This is a genomic window from Leptothoe sp. EHU-05/26/07-4 (assembly GCF_043421015.1).
GTDB lineage: Bacteria > Cyanobacteriota > Cyanobacteriia > Phormidesmidales > Phormidesmidaceae > Leptothoe > Leptothoe turfae.
On sequence record NZ_JAXSQV010000002.1, the window covers coordinates 748,420 to 764,284 of the forward strand.

Sequence of the window (15,865 nt, forward strand, 5' to 3'; positions counted from 1 at the left end):
CTTCTCAACCGCTAGCCGCAGCAACGGGGGCAGAAATTTTGAGGCGGCGCTGGTTGTATTTTGTGAGCTTGTGGGCCGCAATAGAACAGGTAGTGCCAAAATTTACACTACTGAGTTGACGATACTGAAATTTATGTGCTCAAGTTTCGCTAGGCTATCGGCATTTGAGTACCTAGCGTACAATTTGTATACAGTATATTGATGTAAATCACAGATAGAATGAGATGCAAGTCATATTGCAATCAAACCCAAGATGCATTTGCGTCTGTCTGTCGTTGCATTAACACTGACACTGAATATTCCCAAACGTTGCATCTGCTCAAATCAACCAAAGCTATATTTCTTTATTGACTGATTAAATGCACGGCAAAATAGATATATTGTGGCTGGTGTGCAGCGCTGGTCTGGTTTTTTTAATGCAAGCAGGGTTTCTGTGTCTGGAGGCCGGAGCAACTCGTCGTAAAAATAGCATTAATGTTGTTATTAAAAATATTGCTGATCTCAGTGTCTCAGTCCTCATTTTCTGGACCATTGGGTATGGTCTCATGTTTGGCCAATCCTACGGTGGATGGTTAGGTAACAATAGCTACTGTCCACCCCTAGAACAACTATCTGCCTGGTTTAATGCATTTTTCCTCTTCCAGGCCATGTTTTGTAGCACAGCTGTGACCATTTTATCGGGGGCAGCCGCTGAACGGATTAGTTTCAAAGGGTACATTGCTATCTCCGTAATTATTTCAGGTCTGATCTATCCCCTATTTGGTCACTGGAGTTGGAATGGATTGTTCCAGGGAGAAATGCTGGGATGGTTGGGGCAGCAAGGCTTTATTGATTTTGCGGGTTCCACCGTGGTGCACAGTGTGGGGGGGTGGAGCGCCCTGGCAACTATTTTATTTATTGGCCCCCGCTTGGGCCGGTTTTCTAAAAAGCGATCGCACCAGAGTATCTCAGGTTCCGACTTTCCCCTTTCGTTTCTCGGCACAATGCTGCTCTGGTTTGGCTGGTTTGGCTTCAATGGGGGCAGTGCCCTGGCGTTGAATGATAATGTTCCCAACATTTTGACCCATACCCTATTAGCCGGGGCCGCTGGCATCGTTACCCCCATACTCATAGCCCTCATTCGCCAAAAGACCCTGACCGTTAGTACAACCATGAACGGGGCCCTGGCAGGGCTAGTCGCGATTACGGCCAACTGTCACGCTGTATCCACAGCTGAATCTCTCCTGATTGGTGGCGTCGGCAGTTTGTGCATGTTATGGCTCACCAAACTGATGGAGCACTGGCATATTGATGACGCCGTTGGTGCAATTCCCGTCCATCTAGGGGCCGGTATATGGGGCACCTTAGCCGTCGCTATTTTTGCGGATCCGGTCATTCTCAACACAGGTCTGAGCCCACTAGAACAGCTTAAAGTTCAAGTGTCTGGAATCCTGGCCTGTGGCCTATGGAGCTTTACAGCAACACTATTGGCTCTGGTACTTTTGGATCGTTGCTTTGCCCTCAGGGTTACTGCTCGGCAAGAGTATGTGGGACTTAATATCACTGAACACCAGGCTAGAAACCCACTACAGGATTTTTATACAACCATCAGTCACCATGCACGCACGGGTAAACGAACGCGACGCATACCAGTCGATACCTTTTATGAAGAAGGGCAACTGTCCCAGTGGTATTTTCAGGTAGTCACAACATTAGAAAAAGCAATTGAAAAAACAGAAGCAATTTTTGAAACAGCGGGTGAAGGAATTTTATCCGTTTCTGTGGATCAGCTCCTGATTCAAACCACAAACCCTTCAGTTGAGCGTATCTTTGGCAACTCTAAGTCAGAGATGATTGGACACAATTTTTCACACTTTGTCTATTTGGAAAACTGTACCTGGGACAATAAAGTAGTCTGTCTCAAACGGTTACTGCAGCTAACCAGCGACAGTCAACAACCCCATGAAATTTTAGGGAGACATATTGAAGGGCATTTATTTCCCCTTGAAATAACCGTTACCCAGACACAGGTTTTTGACGATCTTTTTTATACCATCATGATTCGTGACATCACAGCGCGCAAGGTGGCCGAGGCTGAACTACGCTGTTCTGAACAACGCGAACGAAATAAGACTATCGAGCTGACTAACACCCTGAATAAACTGAAACAAACCCAGGTCCAGTTAGTGCACAGCGAGAAAATGGCAGGCTTGGGGCAATTGGTAGCGGGCATGGCCCACGAGATTAATAATCCGGCAACCTTCATACAGGGTAATCTATCCCATGCCGCTGACTATGCTCAGAATTTGATCCAGTTAATATCCCTTTATCGCCAGGGATACCAAGCCTTACCACCCCAGACCCAGACTCAACTACAGGCTCAATCTGTTATTGACGATCAAGAACTTGATTTTTTGCTAGATGATTTTCCAAAGCTAATTAATTCTATGCAGGTTGGTGCAGAACGTATTGGTGACATTATAAAATCACTGCAAACCTTTGCACATCAAGACAAAGCGGATTTCAAAGCGGTCGATCTCCATGCGGGGTTAGAAAATGCATTACTGCTTTTAACCCATCGTCTAGACTCAGCCCATACGCCCGTTGTTATCGAACGCCACTATGGACAACTACCTAAAGTGCCATGCTATGCCAGAAATTTAAACCAGGCGTTTCTCAATGTTTTGACCAATGCGGTGGATGCCGTAACGACGCCTGCCTGTACTCAACCTAAAATTGCGATCGCAACCCACGCTACCGATCAACTTGTCACTATTACTATAAAGAACAACGGACCAGGCATTCCTCCAGAAATTAAATCCAATATCTTTAACCCATTTTTTACCACCAAACCCGTCGGTGAAGGGACTGGCTTAGGCCTGGCGACAACCCATCAAATCATCGTCAACCAGCATCATGGAAAGATCTATACGACAGCCGGAAAGGAAACTACCTTTGTCATCGAAATTCCGTTGCCTGCTTTAACTGTTTAAGAGAATGCCCAAGGGTGGACTGGCTGGGGCATTTGCAGATGGGTTAGTTTTTCGAAAAGTGAGATAACTTTTCTTTTACGGTGTGGAGCGAACGCGGAGCAGCGTAATCACCTCGCCGATCACCCAAATCCGCCTAAAAGGGATAAGACACCAATTTTTGCAGGGGGTGTGGGGGCGTTGAGGCCCCCACGAACAGGAGGGTTTCAGGGAGGAAAGCCCTGAGCAGCCCACCTCGCTATTAGCTCAGTAGCTTGAACAGCCAACCCAACCCGTCATCCCTCTCTGTAGGCTAGGGCTACTGTGTATACATAAGTCGGAGAGTTGCTCCAAATCTCGAGCCCTCACCCTCATCCCCCAACCCCTTACTCCCTGAGGGAGAAGGGGGGCCTGGCCTCAAAGTCCTTCGCTCCCAGGAGAAAGATTTAGGATGTAGACGCTAAAGCGGCTTCTCGCAGAGTGGAGCAATTCCAGGCCAGGTATACTTTTTGGGACATTATCTTCTAGATGTGTATACACCGTAGGTAGGCTAGGGCGTACACACAAGTCACAGAGTGGAGCAAGACAGGAGTTACTAATATCTTGCACCTGGCTGGGAAGCATCAACCCACCTTGGACTCAAAGTCGCAAGGCTAGCTGGATCAAAACCCACTAAAGGGGTTAAGAGATTGGTGAAAGCTTATGCACAGAGCTTAACAGCCTATCTTATCGCTACTCTGCGAGAAGTCTTGCGCCTATAGCGACAGCCCTCAATTAGCGCTGGGTTTTGAACCTGGCGTGGGATTTAGCTTCACCACCAACTTAGTGCAAGATCTAGGAGTTAGAGCCATTTTCCAGTTCAATCTCCGAGATGTGTGTACACCCGTAACCCTGTAGGGGAAAAAGTTATCCCTTCCTTTTAGTATTCATCAACAAACTGGGAGTGTACCCATAAAAACTCGCGGCGTTTGTTTTGTACCTGCACTAACCCGCCAAAGCTAGGATCTTTTTCTTTAAGAAATCCGTGGAGTTCTCGCAGCATAGCACCCTGGGCACGAATAGCGTCTCCCTGCTCAAATTCGGCGGAGTCGCGTTTAGTTTGCCAGTCTACGGTGATATCGCTACTCTTGATGCCAAACTCCAGGCTTTTTTGGCCCAGGTCCAGTTCTTCTTGGATGCCTTTGTAGGTGGCATCATCGAGCATAAACTGGGTGGTGGATGCGGCGACGGGGAGGACCAGGCTGAGGGTGCCGGTAAGGAGTTTGAAGTAAGGGACAGCTTTAGTAAACCATTCGCAGTTAAGTTCGAGTTCGTAGACGCCCTGTTGGTTGCCGTCATTAAGGATGGGCAATGGTTGGCGGGAGTGTTCGCACCAGAGGGTGAGTTGGAACTTTTCGCTGACCCATTTGGGACGGTCGAAAAAGCCTGGGTCGAGGGGCTTAAAGCTGAATAGGCGGGGACCATCTTTGGCTTCGTCGGTGAGCATTTGCATGACATAGGCAAACTGCTGGTCGATCTGGCTCAGCATGGCCCGCTGATTTTTTGAAAGGGCTTGGTAGCGCTGCTGCTCGTTGCGATCGTGGGTGGCTAGATCTTTGCGTAGGACTTTCAGCTCGTCTCTGAATACGGTGCGCAACTGGTCGATACCCAGGTTTTCTGATGGGGGGGGGGCAGTCGGGGCATTGCTGAGCAGTTGGTCAATGTCTTGCCACTCATCACAGCCGGAAACAGGGCAGGGAAACTCAGGCCGCTTTTTCTTTTTGCTGGCGATTAGTTTTTCTACTTCAAACCGTCCAGTGCCGGGCTGTTCCATGCCGCAGGGATGAATGCAGGGCACCATAATTTTGCAATTGAGACCTTCCCAAAAGCTTTCCACCAGCCATTTAACTTCTTCGGTGAGGTAAGCGAGAAATCGTTCTGGATAGGCGGCACGGACGGTGATTTTGACATCGTTGCCGATGTGTTCGAGCAGGGCGCGACCGTTGTAGTCGTTGTCGAGCATCAGGCCCCGTTGCCAATGGATGCTGTTGGCATAGTTGTTGCGGCCAAGGGAATATTTGTGGAGACGAACAATTAGCTGAAAGAACAGACCCTCTGCCTTAGCACTTTGGCCACGATCATCAACAATACAGCAGAGTTGTATTTGTTGGTTATCGCCTTCTTCGGGCTGTTCTTTCCATTCAGGCAATTGCTCTGGGCGATTGTCATCGACTAATTGACCGATTAGGTAGGTATTGCTGGTTTTAGGTGCGGCAGGATCAAGAACGACTTTGTAGGAGAGGTCAAAGCGTTCCATTAGCTTTAGGAAGACGGGATGGAGTTCCTTTGGATAGCCGGTTTCATCTTCGAAGGGGGGATGACTCCAGAGGTGGCTGAGGTGGTCGAACTCGACTAGCCCATTGTTGTTTCGAGTTGTTTCATCATCGAAGACAAAGCTGATGGCTTTGGCTAGCCAGTCGGGTTTGAGGATAACGATGTCTTTGAGGACAGTGTCGTAGTGGTAGTGGATCAGGTAGCCGAGGGTATGGGAGACGCGGACAAAGAGTTCGGCGGCAAAGCCTTCTAGGCCTTGTTCTTCGCAGATGGCAATGACATTGTCATAGCGCATATGAGTATTGCCAGTTTCTTCCAAGAGTTCTCTAATTTGCTGCCATTTAGTGGGTACGAGGCGACCCATACCGGGGAGCTTAGTAGCTACTTCACCAATTCTTTCTCTTAGTTCAGTAATTCCTTTCCCAGTCTTGCTGTCTACATAGTGGAAACCTAAAACTGTTTCTTCGCCAAACAGGTCAATTAGTTCCTGGCGATCAATATCTGGTTGGCGCTGTCCGGGGCCACCGTGGGTTGCGACTACCAGTATTTTGGCATCAGGCTCTCGGTGTTTAATCAGCGTAATCCACTCTTTGACAAAGCCTTGTTGTGGACCTTCCCGTGGTTTCCATACCACCAGATAAACTGCAGATGAACTGAAAAATAGCTGGTGAGTAGGGCGATAGACTCGTTGTCCGCCAAAATCCCAGCCGTTTAATCTAATCTCTGTCTTGTTCCCAGGCGTTTTGACAATTACAGGTTTAATTTCAATACCATGTGTAGTAGGACGACTGTCTACCCATATATCTCCGCGTAATGCGCCTAGCAAACAACTTTTGCCGACTTCACCCTCACCCACTAAAATAAGCTTTGCTTCATTTAGTAATACTTCTCCTTCAAATCTAGATCGCAAATACTGCTTAACCTCTTTGACTCCTTGTTGATTTGCAGCATTCAGATCCTCGTTAAGAGGATTATCGTTAATATTAAGAAAATTTAAGTGAGTGAGATTTGCCAGAGATTTTGGTAAATCAGTTAGCTTATTTCTTTGTAGATAAACTGTCCTTAGTTCTATGAGTTCTCCTAGCGCATCAGGCAAATGAGAAAGTCCAGACCCGCCAAGAGCTAATCCAGTAAGTTTTTTTAGCCGCAGAATAGGTAAAGGAAAACAACCAAATGAGTTATCAAGGTATGCATTTCTTAAATTTTGAAGATTACCTATACAATCTGGCAATATAGTAATTCTATTGTTCCAAAGATGTAATTCCTCAAGTAAAAGTAATGCTCCAAGTGCTTCAGGTAACTCTGTTAATTGATTGCTGTGGCAAGAAAGAGATTGTAGTTGAACAAGATTTGAGATCGCATCCGGCAACTCCGTCAGTTTGTTGTTGGAAAGATTCAGCTTTTTCAGTTGAGTGAGATTTGCGATCGCATCCGGCAATCCCGTCAATTGATTATTGGAGAGATTCAGCTCTTTCAGTTGAGTGAGATTTGCGATCGCATCCGGCAATCCCGTCAATTGATTATTGGAGAGATTCAGCTCTTTCAAATGAGTGAGATTTGAGATCGCATCCAACAATCTCGTTAATCCATTATTTGAGAAATTTAGTGATTGTAACTGGGTAAGATTTGCGATCGCATCCGGCAATCCCGTCAATTGATTTTTAGAATCTCCGTATCCACTAAGATCAAGCTTGTCCAACTGAGTAAGCTGACCAATCGACTCAGGCACCTCTGTCAACGCCAGATTACTCAAATCCAGCTCCGTCGCCCCCTCCTGACGCGCCACCTCAATCCGCCGTTCTGCTTCCCGATAACCTTCCTCTGGCGTCATCTTTGCTTACCCAATCGTTTGCCGCCTCCGTTATAGCAGATCTGTAGGGGAGAGAGGGGAGAGGGGGAGCAGGGGAGGTAGAGGAGGACGGAGAGCAGGGGAGGTATAGATTGATTTAGGCCAAATATTTAGCTCTTATACTCCCTCAACTGACGTAGTATTGAAACCGTTACAGGCAATCCTTGCCTTAGCAAAATTTCTAGATACTCATCAAAACTAACGGGCGGTTTTTTCAATCGGCTTTGAATCGTTTGTATTGCTTGTATCCCCCGTAACGGCTTCAAATCCAGCAGGTCAGCGATAAAGTCATCAGGATGCTGTGCCTCAATGTCATGCTGAGCTAATACCGAACTGGGAAAGTCTTTGAGATTGAAAGTAACTAAAATATCCACATTGGCTGTAATGGCAGCAGCTAACACATGCCGGTCATCAGGGTCTGGTAACTCCACTGACGGAATAATGTACTCAAAACCTGTTACCAAACAGTCGGGAATACTCTGATTGATTAGCTTTCTCAGGTTTTCTAACTTATCAGCATCAATATCAGCACGATTTTGCAGTAGGTTGCGCGTCCATTCATCATGAATCTGCTCTGTCCACTTAGCAGCAAAAAGTCCCGTTGTTGCCAACTGCATCAAAAGATCCCGCAAATGATTAGGATAAAAAACACAGGCATCATACAAAACCGTTGAACCCCTGGCCATCAGTCATACAGACCCATATCTTCTGACAGCGCCACCATCTGATCTAATGCCTTAGTGCTTCGCTCATCTACCTGTTGCTTGTAAGCCATCAAATCATCAAACCGAATCCGACGATGTCGCCCCACTTTATGATGGGGAATCGCCCCAGCTTCAATTTGCTTAATCAGATAAGGCCGCGAGACATTCAACAAGTCAGCCGCCTCTTGGGTAGTCAGCTCAGCATGAATAGGAATTAACGTAACCGCATTGCCCTGGGCCATTTGGGTAAGCACATCCACCAGCAGTCGATAGGCCGCAGCCGGTATAGATATCGTTTGCTCAGTCCCATCCTGCTCCACCACTTTGAGATTAGGTGTGATGCCATTAACATGAGCAGCAAGGATGCGACTACTTTCCTTAGAAAGCTGCGCATCATCATTTTGGGGAATATAAGCCGTGTAAGGCAAACTAGCCATGGGTTAGGCCCTCCGCTAGGGCTAACATCTTAGGATCCAGTGTAGGAAATATTCGAAATATTCGCAACGAGCTGCCTCGCTGAAGTGGAATTTTGGGGCTAAAAATCCACTTGCTGAAAACGAAGTGGATTTTTAGAGCACTTGTCCGTTTACGATTTTTGGTTGGCAGTTAGGTGAGAACCTCAATTTGATAGCGATAGCCCTGTTCTGTGAGAAATAACTGTCGATGCTGGGCAAAGTCTTCTTCACAGGTGCGTGATGACACCAGCGTATAAAACTGAGCATTATTTCCTGTCTGTTTCGGACGGAGTATCCGCCCCAATCGCTGGGCTTCTTCCTGCCGTGAGCCGTATTTGCCTGACACCTGGATCAACACATCCGCATCGGGTAAATCTAACGCAAAATTTCCCACCCGCGATAGCACCAAGCCAGAGACATCTCCTTGACGGAATGAATCATAGATTTTCTCCCGATCTGATTGGCTGGTTTTTCCCGTAATTAATGGAAAATCTACTATTGCCGCAATGGATTTAAGCTGACTGATATATTCACCAATAATTAGAATCCGATGACCAGCCTCTTTCTCTAGGAGAGTCTTAACTACCTCCAACTTACGGGGATTTTCCGCAGCAATGCGAAACTGTTGCCGTCGGGGAGCCATGGCATAGTCCATCTGCCAATCCTCCGGCTGAGCAATCCGAATCTCGGTGCAGTGGGCCGTGGCAATAAAGCCTTGGGTTTCCAGGTCGCGCCAGGGCACATCGTAGCGTTTGGGACCAATCAGGGCAAACACATCTCCTTCATGGCCATCTTCTCGAATCAGGGTGGCGGTCAGACCCAAACGCCGACGGGCCTGGAGGGTGGCCGTAATGCGAAAGACAGGGGCCGGTAGCAGGTGAACCTCATCGTAGATGATCAACCCCCAGTCCTGCTGGTCAAACAAACCCAAATGCCAAAAGTCTTCATCTTTATGGGCACGGTAGGTAAGAATTTGGTAAGTGGCCAATGTGACTGGCCCCGTTGCCTTGCGGTCACCGCTGTATTCGGCAATATGGTCCTCCGTTAGACTGGTTTTATCCAATAGTTCTCGCCGCCATTGGCGCACCGATGTGAGATTACTGGTGAGAATTAGGGTGTGTTGTTGAATCGCCGCCATGGTTGCCATGCCCACCATGGTTTTACCGGCACCACAGGGTAAAACAATCACGCCGCTGCCGCCTTTGGCATGGCCCGATTGGTAAAATAGATCCGCTGCTTTTTGTTGATAAGAGCGTAAACTAAACGGCTGACCTGAGAGACTTTTTTCCCTTAGAGACAGGGTGAGGGCATCACCGGTCACATAGCCAGCCAGGTCTTCTGCTGGATAGCCAGCCGCCAATAAAGCCTGTTTAAGACTACCGCGATGGGCCAGGGCGATCGCAAACTCCGTGTCCGAAAATCGCTCCCCCAATAGCGGTCCCACCTGTTCATGACGCTGTAGTTGTTCCGCCAGGGCCGCATCCACCACCAGCAACACCAGTCCCTGTGCTCGATGCTGTCGCAGCACCGTCAGTCCATAACGCTGCCCCAACGTTTCCAGTTCCTGGGCCACGGACTCCGGCATGGGATATTTGGCATTTTCCTCCAGGGCCGCCACCATCTCGGTTACGGCCATACCCGCTGCCCGTGCATTCCAGATGCTCAGAGGACTGAGCTGATAGGTGTGAATATGTTCAGGGCTTTTAACCAGTTCAGCAAAGGGTGCGATCGCAGCCTGAGCCTGTTCTGCATTGGCCGCATGCACATCCAACAAAACAGTGCGATCGCTTTGAATAATCAACGCATTATCAGGCGAATAGCTCATCCCATCTCCCGTTCATCCTTTCTCCACCTCACCCCAACGGCAACGTATACCCCACCTTACGCAACGCCGTCCGAAATCTTGTCTCCTTGTCCGTCGGCACCACCAAACAACAATCCCCCGCCAGATAACAAAACTTTTTCGTTCGCGAGTCATTGGCGATTAAGGCTGCCAGGGTCTTATCCTTACACTCAATCAACCGCGCCAAACCCCGATCCTGAACACTGGTGGTTCGCTCCACGCAGTCCTCAAAAAACTGTTGCACCGTATTCGGCAGTCCATCAGCGCTGGCCTCCGTCAAAAAAGCTTGAAATTCTGTCAGTGAATGCCCTTCGGCAGCGGCCTTAAGCGCCGTCTCTCGATCCAGCTTCCACACCGCATCTGAGGTTTGTTGGGTAAACGTATCCATCATCATCAGCTCAGTCGCCTGAAGCGGTTGTCCCGTCAGCACAATATCGAGATTGGGTAAGACTCGCAGGGTGGTATCGGTGGTCAGTTCTGGGGCTGTGTAGTCCGCCGTTAGACCCAGACAAAATGCTCCCAAGGGAGTCAGCCGTAGCGCCAGCAGTCCATCGTATCGGCTTAAAAAACTAAGGTCTTCTCCTCCCCAAAAGTGATCTAATTCAGTTTGCGATGGCGCATCATAGGGATTCACATAGGCAATATCGATCAGGCCCAATGTGGCCACATATTCAAACAAAAAGCAGCGCATATAGGCTGTTTCCAAAATGCTCCAGTACCCACCCGCATCGTATAGACGACCATAGTTTGAGTCGCTGATGTACAGGTTCTCAGGATAACGACTCACCTCAAATGTTTGGTTACTGGCCACCAAATAGTCTTTTAGATCGTCATAGGTCACCCATTTCCCCACCGGACAATCCATTAAACCCTGGACAATCACACTGCGCCGTCCCGCCACTGCCGTCAGCCCCCGTTTTCCTTTACCCGTCTGGCCTTTAATGTTGTCCACCCGCCGCAGTTCATCCAGGATGGTGGTCTTGAGCCACTTCTTCCACAGGGTTTTTAGCGCCTTCTCAGGGGAGGCCGCTAGCGCCTTTTGGCCTGTTTTACTGAGCTTGAGTTTTTTGCCTTCCAGGAGGGTCAACCCTGATGCCTGTAGCAGCATCGTCCAGGCCAGGGGTTTAATGGTGCCAATGGGGTCTAGATAATCCAGGTCTGGCTCTTCATCGGCTTCGGTATAGTAGTCTTCCCCTTGGATTACGCTGGCAACAGACTTGAGGGTAGCTTTGGTGGGCATCAAGGTTTTGTCACTGACGCTGACCTTACCCAGGTTTACCAATCGCAGCACAGCTTGTAAATCTTGCTGGGCCAGCCGTTCTGTTTCACACAGACGCACATCCACATCTCTTTCCTGGGAGGCCGGGCGACGATTTTTATAATCGTAGTATTTGTCAACTACCTTGAAACCACTGGGGGGATTCTCCAGGGTGTTTAAGGCTAAAGGTTTTGGTTCTGGGACGTAGGCTTGCAGCTCAACCTGCATGTCAATGGGCATATGGAGACCAGCACCATAGGTTCCTGTCGGTAGGAAAAATAGCTGTAGTGGCGATGGTTCAGAGCGATAGCCATAGGATCCGTAGGTACCCCAGCTGGGTTTTTGACCATATTTGGCGATAAATGACCCAGCGTTATAGGTGCCGTCAGTGACATGAACGGCTTCTGCGACAACGGCCTGTTGAATTTCGGTGAGTCCTTGCCACAGTTTTTTGAGGGATTTGCCGGTTAGCTGGGTTGCGATCGCGGCCACTAGATCTGCTTTGCGGGTAGCTTTAACGGACTTGGGCAAGAGGGGTAGCAGCTTTTTGAGCTGGTCTACAGTGACAAAGGATAACCCTTCGTCTACGGTTGTTAGCAGAGATATGTCTGAGGTTCTTGCCATGGGTCAACAGTTTGGACATGCAGCAACTGCCAATGCAGTCGTCACCATAGTATGTCAGCCATAAACCTATCTGATTTCCTGGCAAAAAGCGTTACATTGAGGCGGTTATCGTTGCCCTGGTAATTGACCAAATTCTTTATCAGCGCATTTCTGGCATCAATATCTGTCTGGGATGCACCGCGTTAGCAGTTTTCAGGATAATCGGGTGTTTTTGGAGCAGATGGTGTCATGGCATGTGGCGTTAGGGTTAAGCGAGTTAAGATCAATGGGGCAGACTCCTGGTAGGGTCCATAGGATGGTGTCAAAACAACTGGCATAAAAACAACAATGAGCTATCAGCAGGCAGTGGATTGTGTTGAGCGGGGCGAACTACGTACAGCATTAGCCCTATTAGATCAGGTAATTTTAGCCAACTCGCAACAGGCAGAGGCATACCGACTACGGGGACGGACACGGCTTCAGGTGGGAGATAGTGCGGGAGCGATCGCAGATTACACCAAAGTCATCCAACGAGAACCAACGGCGCAGGCGTACCTGGGACGAGCCCTCGCCTATGTCACCACCGCCACACCGTCATCAGCCATTATCGATGCCCAGCAAGCATTAAAGCTAGATCCTCAGCTAGCAGCAGCGCAACAATTATTAGGCAAAATGTATCGTCAGGTGGGTCAGCCCCAAGCAGCAATCAACGCCTATAAGGCAGCCACTAAGTTATATCTGGCACAAAAGGATAAGGCGAACGCAACCGCTTGCTTGGAGCAGGCGAATCAGCTACAGACAGAGTTAAATCAGCCAGTAGAACCGACTGCTAAGGTATCCCAGACTCCAGGAAAGACCTCTGGAACACCAGCTCCCATGGTGTCACCAACAGAATTTTTGCAGCGGGCAAGGGAAAAAGTGACCCAAGGTCTATTCAGACAAGCATTGGCAGATCTAAATTGGTTGTTGGAAATCGATCCGAATCATCTAGAGGCCCTGTGCGATCGCGCCTATCTCCAAGCCCAGCTCCATCGTTACGAAGCAGCAACACGAGATATGGCCAGGGTGCAGCAGCTAGCTCCCGAAGATCCGATGGTTCAGGTGCAACGGGCCAAAATTCGGCTGGCATTGGGAGATGCCTACGGGGCAATGACAACAATAACAGAGTTGATCAAAACGGAGGCGACAGCAGAGCGGCTGACGATACGAGGGCAAGCCTATCAACAGCTGGGAGATATGGACAATGCGTTTAAGGATTATTCGAATGCGATCGCAATAAAGCCATCAGCTGAACTATATGATGCGCGAGCATCGGTGCAGTCTGGGAAGGAGGCGTTGGCGGATTATCGGCAGGCGGCATCGTTATGGCTAGATCAGGGGAATTGGCGAGCGCAGAAGGTAGCCGCGAATCGGGCGGAGGCAATTCGTCAGGAGTTGGATCAAGAAAAGGCCGAGGCCGAGGCGGAGCGGTTAATTCGGGTGCCGATTAAGGCGATGCGGTCGGGGATGCCGGTGATTGAGGTACGGTTTAATGATCGACACTCATTTGATATGTTGATGCAGCAGGATTTGCCTCGCACCATTATTACCGAGACGATGGCATCGATGTTGGGGATTAAGGGGACTCTAGGGGGCTTTTTGCAGATTCCAGGTGAGGCGGCGATTCCGATCAGTAATGGTTGGGTGCGGTCGATTCGGGTGCAGTCGGCAGCCGCGATGAATGTGCATGTTGCGATCGCGCCCAACTTTTCAGCCGGTCTCCTCGGCCAAGATTTCCTGGCCTATTACGATGTCCGCATCCTGGCCAACGAAGTCGAACTCTATCGTCGTCAGTAATTGTTGTCAGGTCGTTTGGGGGTAAGTGATCTTTGCCATGATGTGCAAGTTGTTGTGGATTCAGGGATATTTGGGAAGGGGCAGGTGATTTTGCGGTTGGAGAATGGTGTGCTGGCGGCAAAATCGGAATTACAGGCGGATGGGATGGCATTGTGTTGTGAGACTGTTGACAGCTGGAGGGTAGAGTATTTGAAGGATTTGAGGTACGCTATGGTCTCTGGCTGAAATAATTAATTCTTACAGTAAAAATACGGCATCAAAATTTTCTGAAACGTTGTACTAAATACTGTATAGACTTCATTGTAGATGTAGTATTCAGGTCTAATGTCTCATCAAAAGTCATTAAGTGATGCCCTGAAACTGCTCTCTCCAAGGCAGGTTCAAACCGTTCTATGCAAGAACGCCACAGGTGATATCGCTCACATATTTGCGGCTGTCAATGATATGCATTGGCAACGAGTTGTAACACATATTTGGGATTTACTACCTAATCAGAGCCAGGTCATTGCTGATGTTGTAGAAACTCTAGCGAAAGTTTCTTTTGAGTTATGGCCTGATTGGTATCAACAAGATGAGTTATTTGTAGAATCTGGAGCATTAGCAACGGATGCCTTAATGAATAGGTATTCATGTTCTGCCTTGCAAGCAACCCGTGACAATATATCTTTACCTTGGCTCAAGACTGCGGTACAGGCATGTCAACAGCAGAAGATACCCTTTCTGAGGAATTTTTCCCATAATCTACAGTTAACTCAACTCGCTTTTGCCCTTGAATTAGATGGGCTTATTCTTGCAATCACAGATCCTCAGCCATCTAGTCATTGTTTATTTGGACTAGCCAAAGCTGTCACTTGGATAGCTGATCATACAAATTCACGTGTTGTAGTACTCCTTCCAGAGAGTTTAGCCATATCTAATGAGCTAGAGTCAATACTCTATGGATCAATCACCTTATCTACTGTTGAATCATCATCTCAACAGACTAAATCTCTTCAAGAAGCTAAACATACTATTTTTCCTATTCAGGGAAGGCCCCACCCTTTTAGTCCTGGAGAGCAAAGGTTAGCTATACTACTAACCCAAGATACGGAATTAGCGTCATTATTTAAATTTAACCAAAGGTTGCAAACAGTTCGCTTTAGTCATTACATGGTCGATTTACTCTGGCCAGAAGGGCGTGTTGTGGTGGAAATTGATGGCTATCGACACCATGGGAATCGATTTGGATTTAATCGCGATCGCAACCGCGACTACGAACTCCTCATAAGCGACTATATTGTGTTGAGGCTACCCCATGATGAAGTTATGTCAGATGCTGAGGTAGCCATCGACAAAATCCGCGATGTCGTTCGATTTCGGCGACAGCAACTTCGATCTTTACGTGAGGTACGTCAATGAGTGAACAACTATCATATAAACACGAGCTGGTTCTCTTGAATCTTTTGCTGACGGGTGACACACCGATGGTATCAAAAGTGAAACCTAAAATGACTAAAGCAACCTGTCAGCCGTTAATCGAAAAGGGACTCATCAAGCTTGAAAAAAGAGGGGGTGCCAGCCATCTTGTCCTGGAAGAAAAAGCCTGGTACTGGATGTCAGAGCGTTTTCAGTCGGAAGACTTTAAAATAGAGATTTCGCCTAGAGCAACCACAGCCATCCCAATTTTTCAAACATTTCTCATGCGGTTAGGACAATATATGCGTTCTAACGATGTTCCACTAGTAGACTTTTTAGCACCTACAGTATCTTCATCAGATACGCCTACAGAGAGTCAAATGGCGAATACTTCACTTGAAGAGAAAATTCGTGAAGCATACATTAATATTACTCAAAATAGTTCCGATTTTAGAGCGCGGCTTTACAAAATTCACCAATATTTAGAGGATATACCGCCTCAGGTAATTAACGATACTCTGCGTTCTATGCAACAGGCTGGTGAGGTTTCACTTAGATCCATGGAAGACCCCCAAGAAATTGGACCTGAAGATGAACAAGCAGCCATTGATTTGGGTGGTGATAACAAACGTTATTTTGTATATGTTAAGTAATTAATAAC

At 48.0% G+C, this 15,865-nt stretch carries 9 protein-coding genes; 4 read left to right on the forward strand and 5 right to left on the reverse strand.

The features are described 5' to 3' along the window. Nucleotides 1-359 precede the first annotated feature (359 nt). The gene (gene amt, locus U2F10_RS05005) at nt 360-2,972 is read left to right on the forward strand and encodes an ammonium transporter (RefSeq protein WP_499871086.1); all 2,613 of its coding nucleotides are present in this window, start codon (nt 360-362) and stop codon (nt 2,970-2,972) included. Nucleotides 2,973-3,867: 895 nt separating this feature from the next. Here the strand turns inward: amt and U2F10_RS05010 are convergent. The 5 genes from U2F10_RS05010 to U2F10_RS05030 form a co-directional block, all read right to left on the reverse strand. Then, nucleotides 3,868-7,092 carry a COR domain-containing protein gene (locus U2F10_RS05010; RefSeq protein ID WP_499871088.1) on the reverse strand — a complete coding sequence of 1,075 codons (3,225 nt, stop codon included), beginning with the start codon at nt 7,090-7,092 and terminating at the stop codon, nt 3,868-3,870. 128 nt (nt 7,093-7,220) lie between these two features. Beyond that, nucleotides 7,221-7,796: a PIN domain-containing protein gene (locus U2F10_RS05015; RefSeq protein WP_499871090.1), complete on the reverse strand. Its 576-nt coding sequence runs from the start codon at nt 7,794-7,796 to the stop codon at nt 7,221-7,223. Then, on the reverse strand, nt 7,796-8,251 hold the full coding sequence (locus U2F10_RS05020) for a helix-turn-helix domain-containing protein (RefSeq protein ID WP_499871092.1): 456 nt from the start codon (nt 8,249-8,251) through the stop codon (nt 7,796-7,798). The genes U2F10_RS05015 and U2F10_RS05020 overlap by 1 nt, the downstream gene beginning before the upstream one ends. Before the next feature lie 169 nt (nt 8,252-8,420). Continuing rightward, on the reverse strand, nt 8,421-10,094 hold the full coding sequence (locus U2F10_RS05025) for a DNA repair helicase XPB (RefSeq protein WP_499871094.1): 1,674 nt from the start codon (nt 10,092-10,094) through the stop codon (nt 8,421-8,423). A gap of 28 nt (nt 10,095-10,122) precedes the next feature. Next, on the reverse strand, nt 10,123-11,994 hold the full coding sequence (locus U2F10_RS05030; RefSeq protein WP_499871095.1) for a hypothetical protein: 1,872 nt from the start codon (nt 11,992-11,994) through the stop codon (nt 10,123-10,125). Between the two features lie 327 nt (nt 11,995-12,321). On the opposite strand from U2F10_RS05030, the gene U2F10_RS05035 reads away from it, so the two are divergent. The 3 genes from U2F10_RS05035 (at nt 12,322) to U2F10_RS05045 (ending at nt 15,857) form a co-directional block, all read left to right on the forward strand. After that, a complete protein-coding gene (locus tag U2F10_RS05035; protein ID WP_499871097.1) occupies nt 12,322-13,809 on the forward strand; it encodes a tetratricopeptide repeat protein in 1,488 nt (495 codons plus the stop codon). Nucleotides 13,810-14,133: 324 nt separating this feature from the next. Continuing rightward, nucleotides 14,134-15,207 (forward strand): endonuclease domain-containing protein, encoded by a 1,074-nt coding sequence (locus U2F10_RS05040; RefSeq protein WP_499871099.1) that lies wholly within the window; start codon nt 14,134-14,136, stop codon nt 15,205-15,207. Continuing rightward, nucleotides 15,204-15,857 carry a hypothetical protein gene (locus U2F10_RS05045; RefSeq protein ID WP_499871101.1) on the forward strand — a complete coding sequence of 218 codons (654 nt, stop codon included), beginning with the start codon at nt 15,204-15,206 and terminating at the stop codon, nt 15,855-15,857. Before U2F10_RS05040 ends, U2F10_RS05045 begins: the two co-directional genes overlap by 4 nt. Nucleotides 15,858-15,865 lie beyond the last annotated feature (8 nt).

Bases quoted from the DNA above. Each gene is read 5' to 3' on its own strand.
- U2F10_RS05040 (WP_499871099.1), top strand. From the start codon at position 14,134: ATGTCTCATCAAAAGTCATTAAGTGATGCCCTGAAACTGCTCTCTCCA.
- U2F10_RS05020 (WP_499871092.1), bottom strand. From the start codon at position 8,251: ATGGCTAGTTTGCCTTACACGGCTTATATTCCCCAAAATGATGATGCG.
- U2F10_RS05030 (WP_499871095.1), bottom strand. From the start codon at position 11,994: ATGGCAAGAACCTCAGACATATCTCTGCTAACAACCGTAGACGAAGGG.
- U2F10_RS05025 (WP_499871094.1), bottom strand. From the start codon at position 10,094: ATGAGCTATTCGCCTGATAATGCGTTGATTATTCAAAGCGATCGCACT.
- U2F10_RS05035 (WP_499871097.1), top strand. From the start codon at position 12,322: ATGAGCTATCAGCAGGCAGTGGATTGTGTTGAGCGGGGCGAACTACGT.
- U2F10_RS05045 (WP_499871101.1), top strand. From the start codon at position 15,204: ATGAGTGAACAACTATCATATAAACACGAGCTGGTTCTCTTGAATCTT.
- U2F10_RS05010 (WP_499871088.1), bottom strand. From the start codon at position 7,092: ATGACGCCAGAGGAAGGTTATCGGGAAGCAGAACGGCGGATTGAGGTG.
- U2F10_RS05015 (WP_499871090.1), bottom strand. From the start codon at position 7,796: ATGGCCAGGGGTTCAACGGTTTTGTATGATGCCTGTGTTTTTTATCCT.
- amt (WP_499871086.1), top strand. From the start codon at position 360: ATGCACGGCAAAATAGATATATTGTGGCTGGTGTGCAGCGCTGGTCTG.